The following is an 18931-nucleotide window of genomic DNA, read 5'->3' on the forward strand; positions in this document are numbered from 1 at the left end:
CCTACAACGAATTAATGTGAGTCTATTGCTGTTGCCAGTGTTCGGCTGTTGCACCGTCGACGCAAACCTGTTCTCGTGCTTATAGTTCGGCCGTGATTTCCGTTCTGCGCGATCCGGTCTACCGGAATCTGTTCGGCGCCCAGGTGGTGGCGCTGACCGGAACGGGACTGGCGACCGTCGCGCTCGGTCTGCTGGCCTACGACCTGGCCGGATCCGATGCCGGCGCCGTGCTCGGCACCGCGCTGGCGATCAAGATGATCGCCTACGTGACGGTGGCGCCGGTCGCCACGGCGTTGCTCGGCGCGCTGCCCCGCCGGGCCGTGCTGGTAGCGCTGGACCTCGTCCGCGCCGGGGTCGCGGCGGTGTTGCCGTGGGTCGGCGACGTGTGGCAGGTCTACGTGCTGATCTTCCTGCTGCAGGCCGGATCCGCCGCGTTCACGCCGTTGTTCCAGGCGACCATCCCGGACGTCCTGCCCGACGAACGGGACTACACCCGCGCGATCACGTTGTCGCGCACGGCCTACGACCTGGAGAGCCTCCTCAGCCCGGCGCTCGCCGCCGCGGCTCTGACGCTGGTGAGCTTCCACGAGCTGTTCCTCGGCACCGCCCTCGGGTTCGCGGCGTCGGCCCTGCTCGTGCTGTCCGTGGTGCTGCCGCGCCCGAAACCGTTGCCGCGCAAGGGTGACTGGTACGACGCCACCACCCGTGGCATCCGCATCTACCTCGCCACCCCGCGGTTGCGCGGGCTTCTCGCCGTGCACCTGGCGGCGGCGGCCGCGGGCTCGATGGTGTTCGTGAACACCGTGGCGCACGTGAGGGACGGCCTCGGGCGCGATGCGTCCGACGTCGCCGTCGCACTGGCCGCGAACGGCCTTGGGTCGCTCGTCGCGGCACTCACGCTGCCCAGGCTGCTCGACCGGTTCGCCGATCGCGTCGTGGTGTTGCGCGCGGCGGTCGTGCTGGTCGTGGTGCTGTTCGCGGGGACGCTGTTCGCCGGGCACTGGCAGACGTTGCTGGTGTTGTGGGCGTTGATCGGCGCCGGGTGCTCGCTGGCACTCACGCCAGGAGCACGTCTCCTGCGCCGTTCCGCCGATCCCGCGGACCGCCCGGCGTTGTTCGCCGCGGACTTCGCGCTGTCCCACGCGTGCTGGCTGCTCTGCTATCCGCTCGCGGGCTGGGTGGCGACGTCCGCGAGCACGGCGACCGCCTTCCTGGTTCTCGGCGCGGTGACCGCGGTGGCCGCGATGATCGCCGTGAAGTTCTGGCCCACGCACGATCCGGAAGTCGTCGAACACGAACATCGTGATGCCGAAGGCGTTGTGTGGAAACACGCTCATGAGTTCCGCATCAACGACGAACACGCGCGCTGGCCGCGCTGACTGAACAGTTAAACAATGCGCCTTCGAGGCGGGCCGGAATACCGTTTCCACACCCTGCCTTTGAAGGAGTTCCACTCATGCGAATGCGCAGCAAAATCATCGCTGCCGCGTGCGGATCGGTCCTGGCGCTCGGTGCGTTCACGGTCGTTCCGGGTGCGGTGGCCGCCGTTCAGCCCGACGTCGGCGCCCAGCAGCAGGACGAGGCGCACCAACGGTTCAAGGGCCTGTCGCAGGACCTGCGCGGCCGTCTCGCGGGCCATTGGTTCGACTCGGCGGCGGGCAAGCTCACCGTCGCCGTCCCGGACGAGCAAGCCGCACGGCAAGCGCGTGCCGAGGGCATCAACGCCGTGGTGGTGCGCCACAGTGCCGCCGATCTGGAGAAGTTGCTCGGCGAGGTCAAGGAGCTGATCGGCGACGGCGTGCCCGGCGTCTACAGCTGGGGTGTCGACGTGCGCGACAACCAGATCGACGTCACGGTCAACACCACGCGCAAAACCGAAGCCACGGAACGCTTCCTGGAGAAGGTGCGCGCACTCGGCGATGGTGTCCACGTCTCGGAGACCAAGTCCCAGCAACGGCAGCAGGCCGGCACCGTGCAGGCCGGCAGCCCGTGGTGGCCGGGGTCGGAGACCTACTGCTCGGTCGGGTTCGCCGCCACGGACGCCAACGGAGGCAAGCACTTCCTCACCGCCGGGCACTGCACCAACGACGCCGACCAGGCCGCGTACGGGCAGTCGGGTCAGCAGAACCGGCTCGGCACCTCGAACGTCGGTGGCTCCCGCAGCGTGAACGCCCGCGAGGGCGACATGGGTGTGGTCGCGGTGACCGAGGCCGGCTGGAACCTGTCCGCGGCGGTCAACACGTGGGGCCAGCCCGCGATCACGGTGACCGGCTCGGCCGAGGCGATGGTCGGCGACCGCGTCTGCCACTCCGGCAACACCTCGAAGTGGCAGTGCGGCGAGGTCAAGTACACCAACAAGGCCGTGGACTACGGCGGCGGCCTGGTGATCGAAGGGCTCACCTGGACTACCGCGTGCTCCAAGGGCGGCGACTCCGGCGGCGCGTGGCTCCTCGGCGACAAGGCGGTCGGCCTGCACGACGGCGGCCCGTCGCAGTGCGTGCAGAACCCGGCCAACGACGCCGACCTGTCGATCTTCCAGCCGGTCAACGAGGCCCTGCGCAAGTGGAACCTGACCCTCGTCACCGGGGGCTCGAACGACACCGCCGCGCCCAGCGTCCCCGGCAACGCGCGCTCGACCGGCACCACCGCGTCGAGCGTCTCGCTGGCGTGGGACGCCTCGACGGACAACGTCGGTGTGACGGGCTACGACGTCTACAACGGCAGCACGCTCACCACCACCGTCACCGGCACCACGGCGACCGTGAGCGGTCTCAAGGCGGACAACGACTACACGTTCACCATCAAGGCCAAGGACGCCGCCGGCAACGCATCGGCGGCCAGCGCGGCCGTCACCGCCCGCACGAAGCCGGGTACCGCGGACGAGGAACCGCCGGCCGCGCCGGACAACCTCAGGTCGACCGGCGTCACGGCGTCGAGCGTCTCACTGGCGTGGAACGCCTCGACCGACAACGTCGGCGTGACGGGCTACGAGGTGCTCAACGGCAGCACGGTCGCCACGACGGTCACGGGCACCACCGCGACCGTGACCGGACTGAACGCCGACACCGCGTACACGTTCTCCGTCCGTGCGGTGGACGCGGCAGGAAACCAGTCGAAGCTGTCCGCGGCGGTCAACGCGCGCACGTCTTCGGGCAACACCCGCACCTTCACCAACGACACGGACTACCCGATCCGTGACTTCCAGGTGGCGATCAGCGCGGTGCGATCCACCGCCACCGGCTCCGCCCAGAACCCCATCACAGTCAAGGTGGACGCCACCCACACGTGCCTGGAAGACCTGAACGTCACGCTCGTCGCCCCGAGCGGCCGCGCGTACGCGCTGATGCGCACGCCCGGTGGCGGCTACAACTGCCACCCGTTCCCGGCAGGTAAGACGTTCACCGTGGTCCCTGGTGCAGGGGAGACCGCGAGCGGCACCTGGACGCTGCGCATCGGGGACAACGGTCCCGGTGACACGGGTGTCCTGAGCAGTTGGTCGCTCACGGTCTGAGGAGGAGAGTGGACCTGGTGGGCGGTTCCCCGCTCACCAGGTCCACTCGAACCCGTAACAACCGGGCCCGAACTTCAGGGCGACACCCAGCACCGAGCCGCCCTCGTCCAGCCGCACCCCGAACGACTGCCGCCCGCCGTCCGCGTCCCGGACCACCCGGCGGCAGGTGCGGGGCAGGGCCAGGGCGTCGAAGGTGACCTCGAGGACGTACTCGTGCACGGGCCGGCGGAACTTGCGGGAGTAGTTGGTGGCCGGCGGGTACGGCGCCTGGTTGACCAGCTCGTGCTCGGTGATCACGGTCTGCCCCCGGCGCAACGGCGCCCGGAACATCAGCTCCGCCACGAGAAGTCCCTCGGAAGGCCGGGTCACTACGCGTCCGAGCCGGCAGTTGTGCAAAGGCGTGATCGACGGCAACGGCCGGTCGTGCTCGTCGAGGTGCAGGATCACGACCCACCGGTCCGGCCCGTCCTCCTCCGCCCGCAGCACCTGCCGCGACACGTAGGACCGTTCGCCGCGCTCCGGCCCGACCGTCACGCGGTCGTGCTGGCTGATCCGGGTCAGCCGCGAGTCCCAGCGCGTGTCGACCCCGCCGACAACGTCGTCTATCACCGCCGGCACCGGCCAGAACGCGCTGATGGTGCTCTGACGCCGGCCTCCGCGCTGGGCGGGCCCGAGGAGTTCCGACAACGCACCGGGTTCGAGCGCCAGCACTTCTTCGAGATGACCGACGGCCGTGAGCGACGCACGGCGTTCTGGACGGCTGCGACCCGTCTGCCAATAGCTCAGCGTCGCGAGGCTGACCGACACCCCGCGGCGGGCGAGGTGGTCGCGGATCCGTTCCAGTGACAGGCCGCGCGCCGCGACGGCCTCGCGCAGGGTGTCCGCGAAGCCGGGAGGCGTGTCTGGGGAGAGCGACATCGATGTCTCCTTCCTGCCGGGTTCTCGACGCTATCCCTCTGATGGCGCAACGGAAGCCGTGACTTAAAAGTGAAATCGGACATCGGTGGATCGCCGCAGCTCAATCGTGACGACAACCATCCGAAAGGCCGGATGTCGGTCGCGACCGCGGCGGCTACGGTCGCGTGACCCTGCATCCCTGCGAAGGAGCCCGACTGTGCGAAGAAGAAGATCTCTGCTCGCCACAGCACTGGTGTCGATGACCGTGGCAGCGCTGGCCGTCCCTGCATCGGCCGCACCCGCCGCGCTGGCCGGGTGCTCCGGCACCAACGACAGCGACGTGACGATCAGCGACAACACGACCGTCGAGTCGCCGATCGCCATCAGCGAGTGCGCCTCGGCCCCGTCGGCCACCGCCACGGTGCCGGTGAAGATCGTGCACACCTACGTCGGTGACCTCCAGGTCAGCCTGGTCGCCCCGGACGGCTCCGCCTACGTCCTGCACAACCGCTCCGGCGGTTCCGCGGACAACATCGACCAGACCTACACCGTCGACCTGTCGGGCGAGACCTCGAACGGCTCGTGGAAGCTCCGGGTCAACGACAACGCGAACAACGACGTCGGCCGGATCGACACCTGGTCGCTCAACCTCGGCGGCTCGACCCCGGCGAACGACTTCTCCGTCGCCGTCTCGCCCACCTCCGGTTCGGTGGCGGCGGGCTCCGCGGCCTCGACGACCGTCCAGACCCAGACCACCGCGGGCCAGGCGCAGACCGTCGCGCTGACGGCGACCGGCCTGCCCTCCGGCGCCACCGCGTCGTTCAGCCCCTCGTCCGTCACGACGGGCACGAACTCCACGCTGTCGATCAGCACCACGGCGTCGATCTCCTCGGGCACCTACCCGATCACCGTGCGGGCCGCGGGCGGTACGACCAAGACCGCGACCTACACGCTGACGGTCACCGGCGGCACCGGCCCGCAGATCCCGGACATCGACATCAACGCGGTCAAGGCGCACCTGACCGCGTTCGGCACGATCGCCTCGCAGAACGGCGGCAACCGGCGTTCGACCTCGGCCGGCTACCGCGCGTCGGTGACGTACGTGAAGGACAAGCTCACCGCGGCGGGCTACACCGTCACCGAGCAGCCCTGCACCTCGGGCTGCACCACCGGCGCCGGTCCGAACGTGATCGCGGAGTGGCCCGGTGGCAACGCGAACAACGTCTACATGTTCGGCGCCCACCTCGACGGCGTGTCCGCGGGCGCCGGCATCAACGACAACGCCTCGGGCTCGTCCGCGCTGCTGGAGACCGCGCTCGTGCTCGCCCAGCGCAACCCGTCGATGCTGAACAAGGTCCGCTTCGGCTGGTGGACCGACGAGGAGCAGGGCCTCAACGGCTCGCGCTTCTACGTCTCGCAGCTCCCGTCCACCGAACGCACGAAGATCAAGACCTACCACAACTTCGACATGGTGGCGTCGGTCAACGGCGGCTACTTCATCAACAACATCACCTCGGCGCAGTCCACGCACATGAAGGCGTACTGGGACTCCCTGGGCCTGCAGCCGGAGGAGAACACCGAGGGCCGCAACCGTTCCGACGACGCGTCCTTCACCAACGCGGGCATCCCGGCGTCCGGTTACGCCATGGGCGCGAGCGCCCGCAAGACCGCGGCGCAGGCGACGAAGTGGGGCGGCACCTCGGGCGGTGCGTTCGACCCCTGCTACCACGCGTCCTGCGACACCACCGCGAACATCAGCGACACGCACCTCAACCGCGCGGTCGACGGCATCGCCTACACCGTGTGGAAGTCGGCTGTCGGTACCGGAACGCCGGGCGCGGACTTCTCCGTGTCGGTGTCACCGGCGTCCGGTTCGGTGGCGGCGGGCTCGTCGGTCTCGGCCACGGTCGGCACCGCGACCGTCAGCGGCGACCCGCAGACCGTGCAGCTGTCCGCGTCCGGACTTCCCTCCGGTGCAACGGCTTCGTTCAGCCCCGCGTCCGTCCAAACCGGATCGAACGCGACGCTCACCGTCAGCACCACGGCGTCCGTCGCGGCGGGCACCTACCCGGTGACGATCACGGCGGCCGGTTCGGCCAGCCGCACGGCCACCTACTCGCTGACCGTCACGGGCGGCGGTGGCGGCAGTTGCACCGGCACCAACCCCAACGACGTCGCCATCCCGGACGCGGGCGCCGCGGTCGACAGCGACGTCGTGATCTCCGGGTGTTCCTCCACGCCGTCCGCCAGTTCCGTGGTGACGGTGCGGATCGTCCACCCGTACGTGGGTGACCTGACGGTGGCCCTGATCGCACCGGACGGCACGTCGTACACGCTGCACAACCGCTCCGGCGGTTCCGCGGACAACATCGACCGCACCTTCACGGCCAACGTGTCGGGCGAGACCGCCAACGGCACGTGGAAGCTCCGCGTCCAGGACCTCGGGCCGTCCGACGTCGGCCGGATCGACACGTGGGGCGTCAACCTGACCCCGTAGGGTCTGCGGCAAGTGGCCTCTTGGTTTATGCCTGCACTGGGTATTCTGAGAGGCCACTTGTTCGGCGAACATCATCACCGTGACTACACGCGACACCATCACCCGCACCATCGCCGAACTGGACGGCGGGGACACCGCCCTGGCGTTCGACGTGATGCGCGAACTCCGCCCGCACCTCACCGACGCCGGCGAGTTCGCCGAGCTCGTCCGCGCCCAGCGGCGAGAGGGCTACCGGCTCGTCGTCGCCTATGACGAGACGGACCGTCTCGTCTCGTTGGCCGGATTCCGGCACATGACCAACCTCTACGCGGGACCGCACCTCTACATCGACGACCTGAGCACGCTCCCGTCCGCCCGCGGACAGGGCCACGCGGGCGCCCTGCTGCGATGGGTCGACGAGGAGGCCCGCCGCCTGGGCTGCGCGGGCGTGCACCTCGACTCCGGGACGCCGAGGCACGACGCGCACCGCCTCTACCTGGCGTCGGGCTTCGTCATCCCCGCGTTCCACTTCGCCAAGAGCCTGTCAACTCCTTGGTCCTGAAGGTTCGGGCGTGACGGTCGGCCCTTCAAGCCGAGTCGCGTTCTCCGTGCGCCACTCTTCACCCGGCGCTTCGAACCAGGCCTGCCCAGGTTCCCGGCCCGGATGGCCGCGTGCAGCGCGGCGTAGGCGTCCGCGACTTTCTTGATCACGTGCTGGGCTGACTGCGCACCCAGACCACGAGCCTTCAACTCCGCATAGGCGTGCTTGCGCAACGCGTACTCACGGAACACCCTGTGCCCGAACGCGACCCGCGACACCCAGTCCGCAGACTCGTTACAGCTGCGCAGAGTCGCCGCCAACGCGGACACCTGCACGGCGTCCAACAGCAGCTTCACCTGCACAACAACCTTCACGAAGCAGACCGTACATCGGCCTGGGTCACCTCAAAGGGGCCGAAACCAGACATTCGCAGGGGTGAACGCGGTGGCGAGCAACAGCGAGTCCATGCACGCATCTTCGCCTAAGTGTCCTAAGAGGACATCCGCGGGCACGTCGTCGATCATTCCGATTCCGGCGATTCACCTAAACCGGAGCGCCTCGCCGTACGTACACCCGGACAGGAGCGGATCTCAATCCGGTAACGAGAGGGCGCCACATGGGCAAGCACCACGACGACAACCGCCGGGTCAAGGTGATCGCGGGCGCCATCGGACTCGTCGCCGTGGCGATCACCGCCTCGACGTTCACCGCGAGCCAGGCGGCACCGGAGCTGCGCACGGCTCCCGCGCAGGCCACCGAGACGTTGCGGGAGAAGGCTTCCGCGCCGGGCACCGCGTGGGCTGTGAACACGTCGACGAACGAGGTTCTCGTCACCGCCGACAGCACCGTGACCGGCGCCAAGTGGGACAACCTGGTGTCCACGGTGAAGAGCATGGGCGCCGGGGTGAGGCTGCAACGCACCGCGGGCACGTTCAAGCTGTTCGCCGAGGGCGGCGACGGGATCTTCGCCGGCGGCAGCCGCTGTTCGCTCGGCTTCAACGTCGTCACGGACGACGGCCGCCCCGGCATCCTCACCGCAGGCCACTGCACGGCCGCGGGCAGGCAGTTCTCTCTCACACCGGGTGGCCGCGCCGCAGCCACCGTCGCGCGCTCGACGTTCCCCGGCAACGGCGACTTCGCCCTGCTCACCTACAACAACCGCAACACCGACGCGCCCAGCGAGGTCGACACCGGCAACGGCCGCAAGGTGCGGATCCAGCGCGCCGCCGAGGCGCGGGTCGGCACGCAGGTCCAGCGGATGGGCAGCACGACAGGACTGCGCGCCGGCCGTGTCACCGGCCTCAACGCCACCGTGAACTACCCGGAGGGCCGTGTCACCGGTCTCATCCAGACGACCGTGTGCGCGGAGGGCGGCGACAGCGGCGGACCGCTCTTCACCGTCAACGGCACCGCGATCGGCCTGACCTCGGGCGGAAGCGGCGACTGCCGCAGCGGCGGAGTGACGTTCTTCCAGCCCGTCACCCGTGCGCTCGCCGCGGTGGGCGCGCGCATCCCCTGATCCGGCGTCACTCTCGTTGTGCGCCAGCGGTCACGACGTCACTGGACCGGTGTCACCGGGACACCGCCTGCGCGAAGGCGAACACGTGATCAGGGTCGTACTTGGCGGCGACGTCCTGCAGCCGGGCGAGGTTGCCGCCGTAGTACGCCTGCGCCCACCGCGGCATCTGCGGGTCGATGTAGTTGACGTACCCGGCGTCGCCGACCAGCGCGCCGAGCCCGTCGCGGATCGTCGCGAGGGTGCCGCGCGCCTGTTCGGCGGCCTCGGGCGGCGTCTTGAGGTAGATCTGCACGTTCGCGAGAGCCGTGCGGTGCGGGAACGCGGTCGCGTCCGGCGCGACGTCGGCCACCGCCCCGCGGAGCCCGTCGAACATCAGGTACGTCTCCTCCGACTGGCCCGCCAGCAGGTCCACGGCCTTCGCGGGGTCGCTGATCGGCTCCCGCACGATGCGGGACGACGCCACGGCCGACTCGCGGGTGATGGGGCCACCCGCGAAGTACTGCGTGGCCTGCGCGTAGGTCTGGGCCTGGACGAACCGCTGCGCCGGCGCCGGGAGCTGGTTCACCAGCGAGGCGAGCTGACCGGCGGAGCCGACGAAGCACCCGCCGATCCGGCAGGTCGGCTGGGTCCCGCCGCGCACCACGACGTTGGACCAGAGTTCGTTCGGTGCCTTCGCGGTCCACGTCTGCCACCCGCCGAGCGCGTCCGCCGCGGCACCGGCCGGGTACGACAGCGAGAACACGGTGACGTCCGGCGCGGGCACCGTGGAGAACACGAACTCGGTGACGATCCCGAAGTTGCCGCCGCCTCCGCCGCGCAGCGCCCAGAACAGGTCGGGCTCCTGCTGCGCCGACGTCGTGACCAGGTCTCCGGAGGCCGTGACCACCGTCGCGGACACCAGGTGATCGCACGTCAGCCCGTACTTGCGGGAGAGAACACCGATGCCGCCACCGAGTGTCAGGCCCGCGATCCCGACGGACGGGCACGTACCGGTCGGCAGGCACCGGCCGGACGCCGCCAGCGTCCTCGACACCTCACCGAGAGCGGCGCCGGACCCGATCCGCACCTGGTCACCGGGCAGCACCTCGATGCCGGCCATGCCGCGCAGGTCGACCTGCAGGCCGCCGAGCGGCGACGAGTAGCCGGCGTAGCTGTGACCTCCGCTGCGGGCGGCGATGGGCGCACGCCCGCGAACAGCCTCGACGCAGGCCTGCACGTCCGCCGCCGAGGTGACCTTGGCGACGGCGGCGGGTTTCCGGGCGTCCCACACGGGGTTGAAGCCCTGGTAGGCGAACCCGTCGTCGCCCGCCAGCACGACTCTGCCGGACAGCCGGGAGCGCAGGGCGGTCCAGTCGGGCGGTCCACTCGGAACGGACGAACTGGACGGTGGCGGAACGGGCGAAGTGGGGGAAGTGGGCGCGGTGGGGGAGGAGGTGCAGGCCGCGAGTGCGGCACCGGCACCGGCGAGGCCCGCGGCCTTCAGAAACCTGCGTCGATCCACCTGATCATGGTGGCACGCCATGATCAGCCCGGCGACTTCACACGGCCAGCACGACCCGGCCGTGAGCGGTGCGGTCCCACGCGCCGGTGACATCGGCCAGCGGCACCACCTCGTGGTCGACGGTGAGCGCACCGTCGGCCGCGTGCCGGGCGATCACGGCGATGGCGTCGGCCCGTTGCCGCCCGGTCAGTTCGTTGTTGGTGTAGCCGGTCAGGCGCAACGACCTGCTGCGCAACGTGGACGACGTGATCGGGCTCGTCTCGCCGGCTGACCCGCCGAGGTTCACCCACCGGCCGCCCGGTCGCAACGCCCCGGCGGCCGCTGCGGCGGGTGCTCCGAACAGCGGGTCGATCAGCAGGTCGGCGCCTTGGGCGGCGCCGGCCACGTCCTCCAGCGCCACCACGACGTCCGCTCCCGCCCGCACCGCGCGTGCACGGGCTTCCGCCGAACGCGCCGCGGCCACCACGCGTCCGGCACCGGCGAGCCGGGCGAGCTGGATCGCGGCCTGACCGACCGCACCGCAGCCGAGCACGACCACGGTCTCGCCCGGTGCCAGACCGCTCAACGCCATGTGCGCGGCGACGGCGGACAACCCGAGTGCGGCCATCACGACCGGGTCGACGTCCGGCAGGAACACCAGGTCTTCCTCCCGCGCCACCGCCTTCGCGGCCATGCTCCCGTCGCCGGGTGCCATCCCGGCACTGGTGGGAAACCACACCGTCCGCCCGCCGACGGTCCCGATCCCCTGCACGCCGGGCACGTAGGGCGTCGCGGGCACGCCGAAGTAGGACGTGCCGCTGGCGCACAAGCGGTCCAACGGCGTGATGGGTGCGGCGAGGACGTCCACGACGACCTCGCCGAAGGGCTCGTCCCGGTCGGCGAGCGACGGAGGCTGACCGGGACGAACGACTACCGCGGCGCGCACGGTTGCAACACGAAGTCGAACTCGGCGAGCACCCACGGCACCGCGGACGTGCCGCCGTCCGGTGTCGGACCGGGCTCGCGCGGCTCGAACCTGACCACGAGCTCCTGCTTGGTGCCGAACACGACGTCGCTGTCGAGGTACTCGGCGCCCTCCTCGAACAGGTGCGTGATCAGCGGCTCGTACCCCTCGGCGGTGAGCAGGAAGTGCACGTGCGCCGGCCGGAAGTGGCTGATCTCGGTCTGCCCGATCAACGCGCCGACCGGCCCGTCCATCGGGATCGCGTACCCCTTCGGCGTGATCGTGCGGACGCAGTAGGTGCCGTCCGCCTCGGCCCGGTACTTCGCGCGCAGCCGTGCCTCGTCCACTTCGAGCTGCGCCTCGTACGCGCCCTCGGCGTCGGCCTGCCAGACGTCCAGCACGGCCCCGGACACCGGCGAACCGTCCAGCGAACGCACGGTTCCGGTGAGGTAGAGCGGAGTTCCGTCGACGTCGTCGGACATGTCACCGCCGAACCCGAGCTCGGGGGAGCCGTCGATGTGGAACGGCCCGAGCACGGTCGCCGGTGTCGCGCCCGCGTCGAACCGGTGGTTCATCTGCACGACCAGCATGCTCAGGCCGAGCACGTCCGACGCGAGGATGAACTCCTCGCGCTTGGAGTCGCTGATCTGCCCGGTCGCGGTGAGCCACTGGACCGCGGTCATCCACTCGGCCTCGGTGAGCCGCACCTCGCGGGCGAACCCGTGCAGGTGCCGGATGAGCGCGGTCATGAGCTGCGCGGTTCTCGGGTCCTTCGCGGTGGCCCAGCGCTGCTCCGCGAGCGCGGTGATGTTGTCCTCGGTGACGAGCTGCATTGCTCACTCCTCGACAGGCGCGACGGACCTGGTATTCGTGTCGACGGACAGGAAGATCTGGTTGGCGACCGGGTTGCGCAGCTCCTCGGCGAGCTGCCCGATCAGACCGGCGGTGCGGGCGAGCAACGCGAAGCCCCGCAACAGCTCCAGCGGCAGCCCGAGGTCGGCGAGCACCGCGCCGCACGTGCCGGCACCGTTGAGCGGCAACGTCTTGCCGAGCACCTGCGGGTGAACGCGCCCGATCGCGGCGAACAGCGAGAGGTGCGGCCCGATCAGGCCTTCCTCCTCGGCGATCTCGAACAGGCGTGGCGTGCGGGGGTCGCCGTTCTTGTGCACGTGGTGCCCGAGCCCGGGAATGCGGGCCTTCCCCTGCGCCCGGACGGTTTCCAGCGCGAGGGCGTCCCAGTCCTCCCGGGGCGCGTGAGCGCTGACCACGGAGTTGAGGAACCGGCCGGCGTCCTCGGTGACGCCGAGGAACCGCGAACCACCACCGAGCAGGCCCGCCGCCAGCGCGCCCTGCACGGAGTCGGGGGCGGACAGGAAGGTCAGGCGGCTGACGATGGCGGTCGGCGTGAACCCGTGGTCGGCGAGGGCGGCCAGCACCGCCTCGAACAGCCGCGTCTCGCCGGGGCTCGGCCTGCGCTGGGTGGCGAGCCAGAACGCCAGCTCACCGAACCCGACGGTGCCCATCACGTCACGGGCGAGGTCCTGCCCCAGCAACGTGATCGTGTCGGGCGTGGACGAGCCGAGCGCCGTTTCATAGACCGTCACGGTCCTCCTTCAACCACGTGCGCAGCTCCTCGCCGTGCTCGTCCAGTTCGGGCGGCGGCAGCCGGTAGACCGCCGGTGTCTCCGAGAAGCGGATCGGGTGCCGGGTCGTCGGCACGTCTCCGACGACCACGACGGGGTCGAGCCCGAACCGTTCGGCCATCGCGAACCCGCCGTCGATCGTGTTGATCGGCCCGCACGGCACCCCGGCGGCCACGAGCAGGTCGAACCACTCGACGGCGCCACGGGCCCGCAGCCGTTCCACCAGGACCGGCCGCAGGTCCTCGCGGTTGCGCGTGCGGTCGGCGTTGCGGGCGAACCGCGGGTCGTCCGGCACCTCGGGCAACTCCAGGACCTCGCACAGCCGCCGGAACTGGCCGTCGTTGGCCGCCGCGACGATCAGGTCGTTGTCCGCGGTCGGCAGCGGCTCGTAGGGGAACACGCTGGGGTGCGCGTTGCCCATGCGGAACGGCACGACGTCCCCCGCCACGAACGCCGAGCTGTGGTTCACCAGCCCCGTCAGCGCCGACGACAGCAGGTTCACCTCGACGAGCTGGCCCTGCCCCGTCGAGTCGCGGTGGCGCAGCGCGGCGAGGATGCCGATGACCGCGTGGTTGCCCGCCATCACGTCGAACACCGAGATGCCCGCGCGGTACGGCGGCCCGTTGGGATCGCCGGTCAGGCTCATCAGCCCGGAGATCGCCTGCACCATCAGGTCGTAGCCGGGGACGTGCCTGCCCTCCCCGGAACCGAAACCCGTGATCGACGCGTAGACGACCCTCGGGTTCGAGGCGCTGACCGAGGCGTGGTCGAGCCCGTACTTGGCCAGGCCGCCGGGCTTGAAGTTCTCGATCACCACGTCCGCGCGCCGGGCGAGTTCCCGTCCCAGCGCGGCGTCGTCCTCCGAGCGCAGGTCGAGGGCGATCGACCGCTTGCCCCGGTTGACGCCCAGGTAGTAGGTGGAGACGTCGTCGCGGACGGGCGGCGTCCACGTGCGGGTCTCGTCGCCGGTGGGACCCTCGACCTTGACGACCGAGGCGCCCATGTCGGCCAGCAGCATGGTCGCGTACGGACCCGCCAGGACGCGCGAGAAGTCGGCGATGAGCAGGCCTTCGAGTGGACCGCCCATCAGACGGACGTCCTCGTGTCGCCGCGGTACTCGGTGTAGGTGTAGGGGTTGTCCAGCACCTTGGACTCAGGGATGTCCGGGTTCATGCCCTTCGCCCACGCCTCCTCGCCGAGTTGCGCCCGCAGGTGGTCGACGGTGTCCGACACTTGGGTGCGGATGGAGTCGAGGTCGACGCCGACGAGCTTGTGGTCGCGCTTCACGATCCGCCCGTCGACGAGCACGGTGTCCACATCGGACCGTTGCGCCTGGAACGCCACGTGCCCGTACGGGTTGAGGATCGGGAACATGGCGGGGGAGTTCTCGTTGCGCAGCAACACGATGTCGGCCTTTTTGCCGACTTCGAGGCTGCCGAGGTCCGCGTCGCGTCCCAACGCCCGTGCGCCACCCGTCGTCGCCCACTGCACGACCTGCTCGGCTCGCAGCGACGAGTGCGTGACGGTGTCGTTGGTGCCGTGCGCGGCCATGTGTTCGCGGGCCCTGTCGGCACCGAGCGTCGCGCGCATCGCGGAGAACAGGTCGCCGCTCCACCACACCGACGTGTCCATCGACAGCGACACCGGGATGCCGTGCTCGCGGATCGCCCAGGTGGGCGGGTAACCCTGGCCCGCGCTCTGCTCGCTCTCGGTCGACACGGAGATCGAGCCGCCGGTCGCCGCGATGCGGTGGTAGGAGTCGGCGGACAACGTCGCCGCGTGCACGTAGATCGACTGCGGCGTCATGAACCCGTTGTCGTACATCAGCCTGATGCCGTCGTCGTTGGTCGCGCCCCACACACCGGCGTGCGTGGTGACGGGGACGCCGAGCTCCCGGGCGACCTCGAAGGCCGCCTTCTCGGGGAACGACGGGTCGCCCGTGACGTCGAACGCGAGCTGGAAGCCCAGCATGTCGTCGCCGGTGATGCGGCGGGAGACGAAGTCCCGGAACTCCGGGGTGGCGGTCCAGGCGGCGGGGCTGTCCTGGATGTTGCCGTAGGCCAGCACGAACCGGCCGGGCACCGCCCGCAGCGCGTCGACGGCGGCGTCCGCGTGCTCGGTGGTCTGCAGGCCGTGCGACCAGTCGACGGTCGTGGTGACCCCGGCGTCGAGCGCCTCGGCCGCGCCCAGGAGGTTGCCCGCGTGAACGTCCTGCGGCCGGAAGACCTTGCCCCACTCCAGGTAGTACCAGACGAAGTACTGCGTGAGCGTCCAGTCCGCGCCGTAGCCGCGCATCGCGGTCTGCCACATGTGCCGGTGCGTGTCGATCATGCCCGGCATGACGATGCCGTTCGTGGCGTCGACCTCGACGGTCCCCTCCGGCACCTCCAGCCTCGGCCCGATCGCGGCGATGCGGTCGCCGGCGACGAGGACGTCGTGGTCGACGAGCGGCTGGCGGCCGTCCATGGTCAGGACAGTGCCGTTTCTCAGGACGACGGAACTCATCGGGAACTCCCTTGACCGTCTGGCGGACAGGTGTCCGTTGAATCGTCAACCTTTGACGGCCGCTGGTCAACCCCTCAGGACGCGACGACCTCGTGCGGCACCGTGCCGAGGCGGGCGAAGTCGGCGCTGATCTCGCCCGCGACCTGCAGCAGGAGCGGCAGGTGGTGCTCGACCATGTGCTCGACCGACGTCTCGGACGCGTGGCAGTTGACGTTGATCCCGGCCACGACCCTGCCGCTCCCGTCGCGCAACGGCGCCGCGACCGACCGGATGCCCAGCGCGAGCTGCTCGTCGGTCAGCGCCCAGCCGCGCGCCCGGACGTCCCGCAGCTCGGCGTCGCGCTCGGCCGTGCCCGGCTGCCAGCGCGACGTCAGCCCGGACCGGGTCGGCTGCGCCAGCACGGCCTCCAGCTCGTCCGGCGCCAGCGCGGCGAGCTGCACCTTTCCCAGTGAGGTCGGCAATGCCGGGAACCGCGTGCCGATCTGCACGGACAGCGTGACGATCTTCGGCACGGCGACCCGCGCGACGTAGATGATGTCCGGCCCGTCGAGCTGCGCGATCGACACGGACTCGTTGGTGCGGGCGCAGAGCCGTTCCATGTGCGGGCGGGCCACGTCCCACAGGCCCATCGACCGCACGTACGCGACGCCCAGGTCGAGCACCCGCGGCGTGAGCGCGAAGCCGGCCTCGCTCTGCCGCACGTACCCGAGCTCGGCGAGCGTCAGCAGGATGCGGCGCGTGGTCGGCCGCGCGAGCCCGGTGGCCGAGGCGACCTCGCTGAGCGTCATCACCGGGCGCAACGGCCGGAACGCGCGGATCACGTCCAGGCCGCGGGCGAGCGCCTCGATGAAGTCGGGGCCGGTGTCAGGGCGAGCAGGCATATGCTCACAATATCGGACACTTGTCCGTTAGGCGGTGAGGTGTTTGCCGAGGTACCGGCCCGTGAGGCTGCCCGGTTCCGACATGACTCGCCGCGGACTTCCCGCGGCGACGATCGTGCCGCCCGCCGCTCCGCCACCGGGGCCCATGTCCACCACGTGGTCGGCGTTCGCGATCAGGTCGAGGTCGTGCTCGATGACGACGACGGTCGCGCCTCTGTCCGTGAGGCGCCCGATCACCGACAACAGCGTGCGAACGTCGAGCGGGTGCAGGCCGACGCTGGGCTCGTCCAGCACGAACAGCGCGTTCGCCTGGTCGCGGTCCAGTTCGGAGGCGAGCTTCAGGCGCTGTGCCTCTCCGCCGGACAACGCGGTGGTGGCCTCGCCCAGGGTGAGGTAACCCAGGCCCAGGTCGATCAACGCCTGCAGGCGGGCGCGGACCCGGCGCATGTCCCGCACGTGCTCGACGGCCTGCCGCACGGTCAGCGCGAGCAGACCGGGCAGGGTGATCCCGCCCTCGGTGCGGCGGAACTCGCTCGCGGCGGGGGAGTAGCGGGTGCCGCCGCAGTCCGGGCAGGCGATGTCGACGTCCGGCAGGAACTGCACGTCGAGCGAGATCTCCCCGGTGCCCTCGCAGCGCGGGCACCGCAGCGACCCGGTGTTGTAGGAGAAGTCGCTCGCGGTCAGGCCTTCCGCACCGGCCGCGTAGGCGCGCCGGAGGTCGTCCAGGACACCGCTGTAGGTGGCCACGGTGGAGCGGACGTTGACACCGATCGGGGTCGCGTCGACCACGTTCACCCGCGTGATCGCCCCGGCGTCGACCTCCTCGACCCAGGCCGGCAGCCTGGTGCCGGCGTTCTTGGCCTCCAGCGCGGGCACGAGGCTTTCCAGGACCAGCGTGGTCTTCCCCGAACCGGACACGCCGGTGACCGCGGTGAGGCGCCCCTGCGGAAGGTCCAGGTTCAACGCGTGGACCGTGTGCAACGGACGGGTCGCGAGGTGGATGCGGCCGTGCTCGAACATCTCGTCGTCACCGGCCCGCGACCGCACGACGACCGGTTCGCGGCCGACGAGGAAGCCGCCCAGCAACGAGTCCGGGTCCTCCGCGAGCGCGGTGACGTCACCGGTGGCGAGAACGCGACCGCCCTCCGCTCCGGAACCGGGACCGATCTCGATCAGCCAGTCGGCCTCGCGCAGCACCTGGACGTCGTGGTCGACGAGCACCACGGAGTTGCCGTCCCGCAACAGGTCCCGCACCACGCCGAGCAGTCCGTCCACGTTGGACGGGTGCAGGCCGATGGACGGCTCGTCGAGCACGTAGAGCACGCCGGTCGTCTCGTTGCGCACCGCCCGCGCGAGCTGCACGCGCTGCCGCTCGCCGGTGGACAACGTCGAGGACGCCCGGTCGAGGCTCAGGTACCCGAGGCCGAGCTCGACCAGCCGCCGCGCGGTCCCCAGCAGCTGGCCGGTGATGCTCTGGGCCATCGCGAGCATGTCCGGCGGCAGGGACTCCAGGACGAGCGGAACCCAGGCGACCAGGTCGTCCAGCGTCTTCGCGGTGGCATCGGCGAGGTCGATCCCGCCCACCTGCGGGGCGAGCGCCTGCGGGCTGAGCCGGGTGCCGTGGCAGGTGGGGCAGGTCTGGGTGGTGATGAACCTGTTGACGCGGTTCAGTCCGCGTTCGGTGGTGGCGTTGTCCATCGCCTCCTGGACGGCCAGCCGCGCGTTGCGGTAGGTGAAGTTCAGGTCGAACACCCGGCCGGCCTTGGACGGCACGCGGATCTGCCGTTTCTCCGCGGGACCGTGCAGGACGATCTCGCGTTCCTCGTCGGTGAGGTCGGCGTACGGCACGTCGGTGCGCACGCCGAACTCCCCGACGACCTCGGGCATGACGGCGAGCCCGAACAGCGACCACGGCGCGACCGCCCCGCCGGCGATCGTGAGCGAGGGGTCCGGGACCAGCCGGTCCTCGTCGATCTCCCGCACCACGCCGGTCCCGGTGCAGTGCGGGCAAGCGCCGTCGGAGTTGAACGCCAGCGACTCCGCACCCGGCGGGGTGAACCTGACGCCGCAGACCGGGCAGGTCAGGTCGAGCTCCTGCGCCACGGCGATCGTGGGTTCCTGCCGGTGGCCGTTCGGGCAGCGGTGCGAGGCGAGCCGGGAGAACAGCAGGCGCAGCACGTTGAGCAGCTCGGTGGAGGTGCCGAACGTGCTGCGCACCCCCGGCACGCCCGGCCGTTGCCGCAGGGCGAGCGCGGCCGGAACGTGCCGGACGCTGTCGACGGCCGCGCGCGGTGCCTGGGACATCCGGCGGCGGGTGTACGTCGACAGCGCCTCGACGTAGCGCCGTGAGCCTTCCGCGTAGAGCACGCCCATCGCGAGCGACGACTTGCCCGATCCGGACACGCCCGCGATGGCGACGAGTTGGCGCAGCGGCACCGTGACGTCGACGTCCTGGAGGTTGTGCACCCGCGCGCCGCGCACCTCGATGGCCCAAGGCTGTTCCTGCATCCACCG

At 70.6% G+C, this 18931-nt stretch carries 14 protein-coding genes; 5 read left to right on the forward strand and 9 right to left on the reverse strand.

Annotated elements, in window-relative coordinates; all coding sequences use genetic code 11:
• Window positions 1–92 precede the first annotated feature (92 nt).
• On the forward strand, window positions 93–1379 hold the full coding sequence (locus LX88_RS20015; protein WP_258949300.1) for an MFS transporter: 1287 nt from the start codon (window positions 93–95) through the stop codon (window positions 1377–1379).
• An 83-nt stretch (window positions 1380–1462) separates the two neighbouring features.
• On the forward strand, window positions 1463–3511 hold the full coding sequence (locus LX88_RS20020) for a fibronectin type III domain-containing protein (RefSeq protein ID WP_258949301.1): 2049 nt from the start codon (window positions 1463–1465) through the stop codon (window positions 3509–3511).
• Window positions 3512–3544: 33 nt separating this feature from the next.
• Here the strand turns inward: LX88_RS20020 and LX88_RS20025 are convergent, their stop codons facing one another.
• The gene (locus tag LX88_RS20025; RefSeq protein ID WP_258949302.1) at window positions 3545–4429 is read right to left on the reverse strand and encodes a helix-turn-helix domain-containing protein; all 885 of its coding nucleotides are present in this window, start codon (window positions 4427–4429) and stop codon (window positions 3545–3547) included.
• A 196-nt stretch (window positions 4430–4625) separates the two neighbouring features.
• Between LX88_RS20025 and LX88_RS20030 the strand changes: the two genes are divergently transcribed.
• The 3 genes from LX88_RS20030 (at window position 4626) to LX88_RS20040 (ending at window position 8944) form a co-directional block, all read left to right on the forward strand.
• Window positions 4626–6905: a proprotein convertase P-domain-containing protein gene (locus LX88_RS20030; RefSeq protein ID WP_258949303.1), complete on the forward strand. Its 2280-nt coding sequence runs from the start codon at window positions 4626–4628 to the stop codon at window positions 6903–6905.
• A 79-nt stretch (window positions 6906–6984) separates the two neighbouring features.
• Window positions 6985–7446 carry a GNAT family N-acetyltransferase gene (locus LX88_RS20035; protein WP_258949304.1) on the forward strand — a complete coding sequence of 154 codons (462 nt, stop codon included), beginning with the start codon at window positions 6985–6987 and terminating at the stop codon, window positions 7444–7446.
• Window positions 7447–8041: 595 nt separating this feature from the next.
• Window positions 8042–8944, forward strand: a complete 903-nt coding sequence (locus tag LX88_RS20040; protein WP_258949305.1) for a S1 family peptidase — start codon at window positions 8042–8044, stop codon at window positions 8942–8944.
• 52 nt (window positions 8945–8996) lie between these two features.
• On the opposite strand, the gene LX88_RS20045 is transcribed toward LX88_RS20040, so the two are convergent.
• From LX88_RS20045 to LX88_RS20080, 8 genes are all read right to left on the reverse strand, one after another.
• Window positions 8997–10445 (reverse strand): FAD-binding oxidoreductase, encoded by a 1449-nt coding sequence (locus LX88_RS20045; RefSeq protein WP_258949306.1) that lies wholly within the window; start codon window positions 10443–10445, stop codon window positions 8997–8999.
• Window positions 10446–10482: 37 nt separating this feature from the next.
• Window positions 10483–11370: a zinc-binding dehydrogenase gene (locus LX88_RS20050; protein ID WP_258949307.1), complete on the reverse strand. Its 888-nt coding sequence runs from the start codon at window positions 11368–11370 to the stop codon at window positions 10483–10485.
• Window positions 11355–12221, reverse strand: a complete 867-nt coding sequence (locus tag LX88_RS20055) for a dioxygenase family protein (RefSeq protein WP_258949308.1) — start codon at window positions 12219–12221, stop codon at window positions 11355–11357. Before LX88_RS20055 ends, LX88_RS20050 begins: the two co-directional genes overlap by 16 nt.
• 3 nt (window positions 12222–12224) lie before the next feature.
• Complete coding sequence (locus LX88_RS20060) at window positions 12225–12992, reverse strand: citryl-CoA lyase (RefSeq protein ID WP_258949309.1); 768 nt, start codon at window positions 12990–12992, stop codon at window positions 12225–12227.
• Window positions 12979–14118 (reverse strand): CaiB/BaiF CoA transferase family protein, encoded by a 1140-nt coding sequence (locus tag LX88_RS20065; protein WP_258949310.1) that lies wholly within the window; start codon window positions 14116–14118, stop codon window positions 12979–12981. The genes LX88_RS20060 and LX88_RS20065 overlap by 14 nt, the downstream gene beginning before the upstream one ends.
• On the reverse strand, window positions 14118–15536 hold the full coding sequence (locus LX88_RS20070; protein ID WP_258949311.1) for an amidohydrolase family protein: 1419 nt from the start codon (window positions 15534–15536) through the stop codon (window positions 14118–14120). The genes LX88_RS20065 and LX88_RS20070 overlap by 1 nt, the downstream gene beginning before the upstream one ends.
• Window positions 15537–15610: 74 nt before the next feature.
• Window positions 15611–16417: an IclR family transcriptional regulator domain-containing protein gene (locus tag LX88_RS20075; RefSeq protein WP_258949312.1), complete on the reverse strand. Its 807-nt coding sequence runs from the start codon at window positions 16415–16417 to the stop codon at window positions 15611–15613.
• A gap of 27 nt (window positions 16418–16444) precedes the next feature.
• Complete coding sequence (locus LX88_RS20080; RefSeq protein WP_258949313.1) at window positions 16445–18925, reverse strand: excinuclease ABC subunit UvrA; 2481 nt, start codon at window positions 18923–18925, stop codon at window positions 16445–16447.
• Window positions 18926–18931 lie beyond the last annotated feature (6 nt).

The organism is Lentzea californiensis (genome assembly GCF_024648825.1).
Lineage (GTDB): Bacteria > Actinomycetota > Actinomycetes > Mycobacteriales > Pseudonocardiaceae > Lentzea > Lentzea californiensis.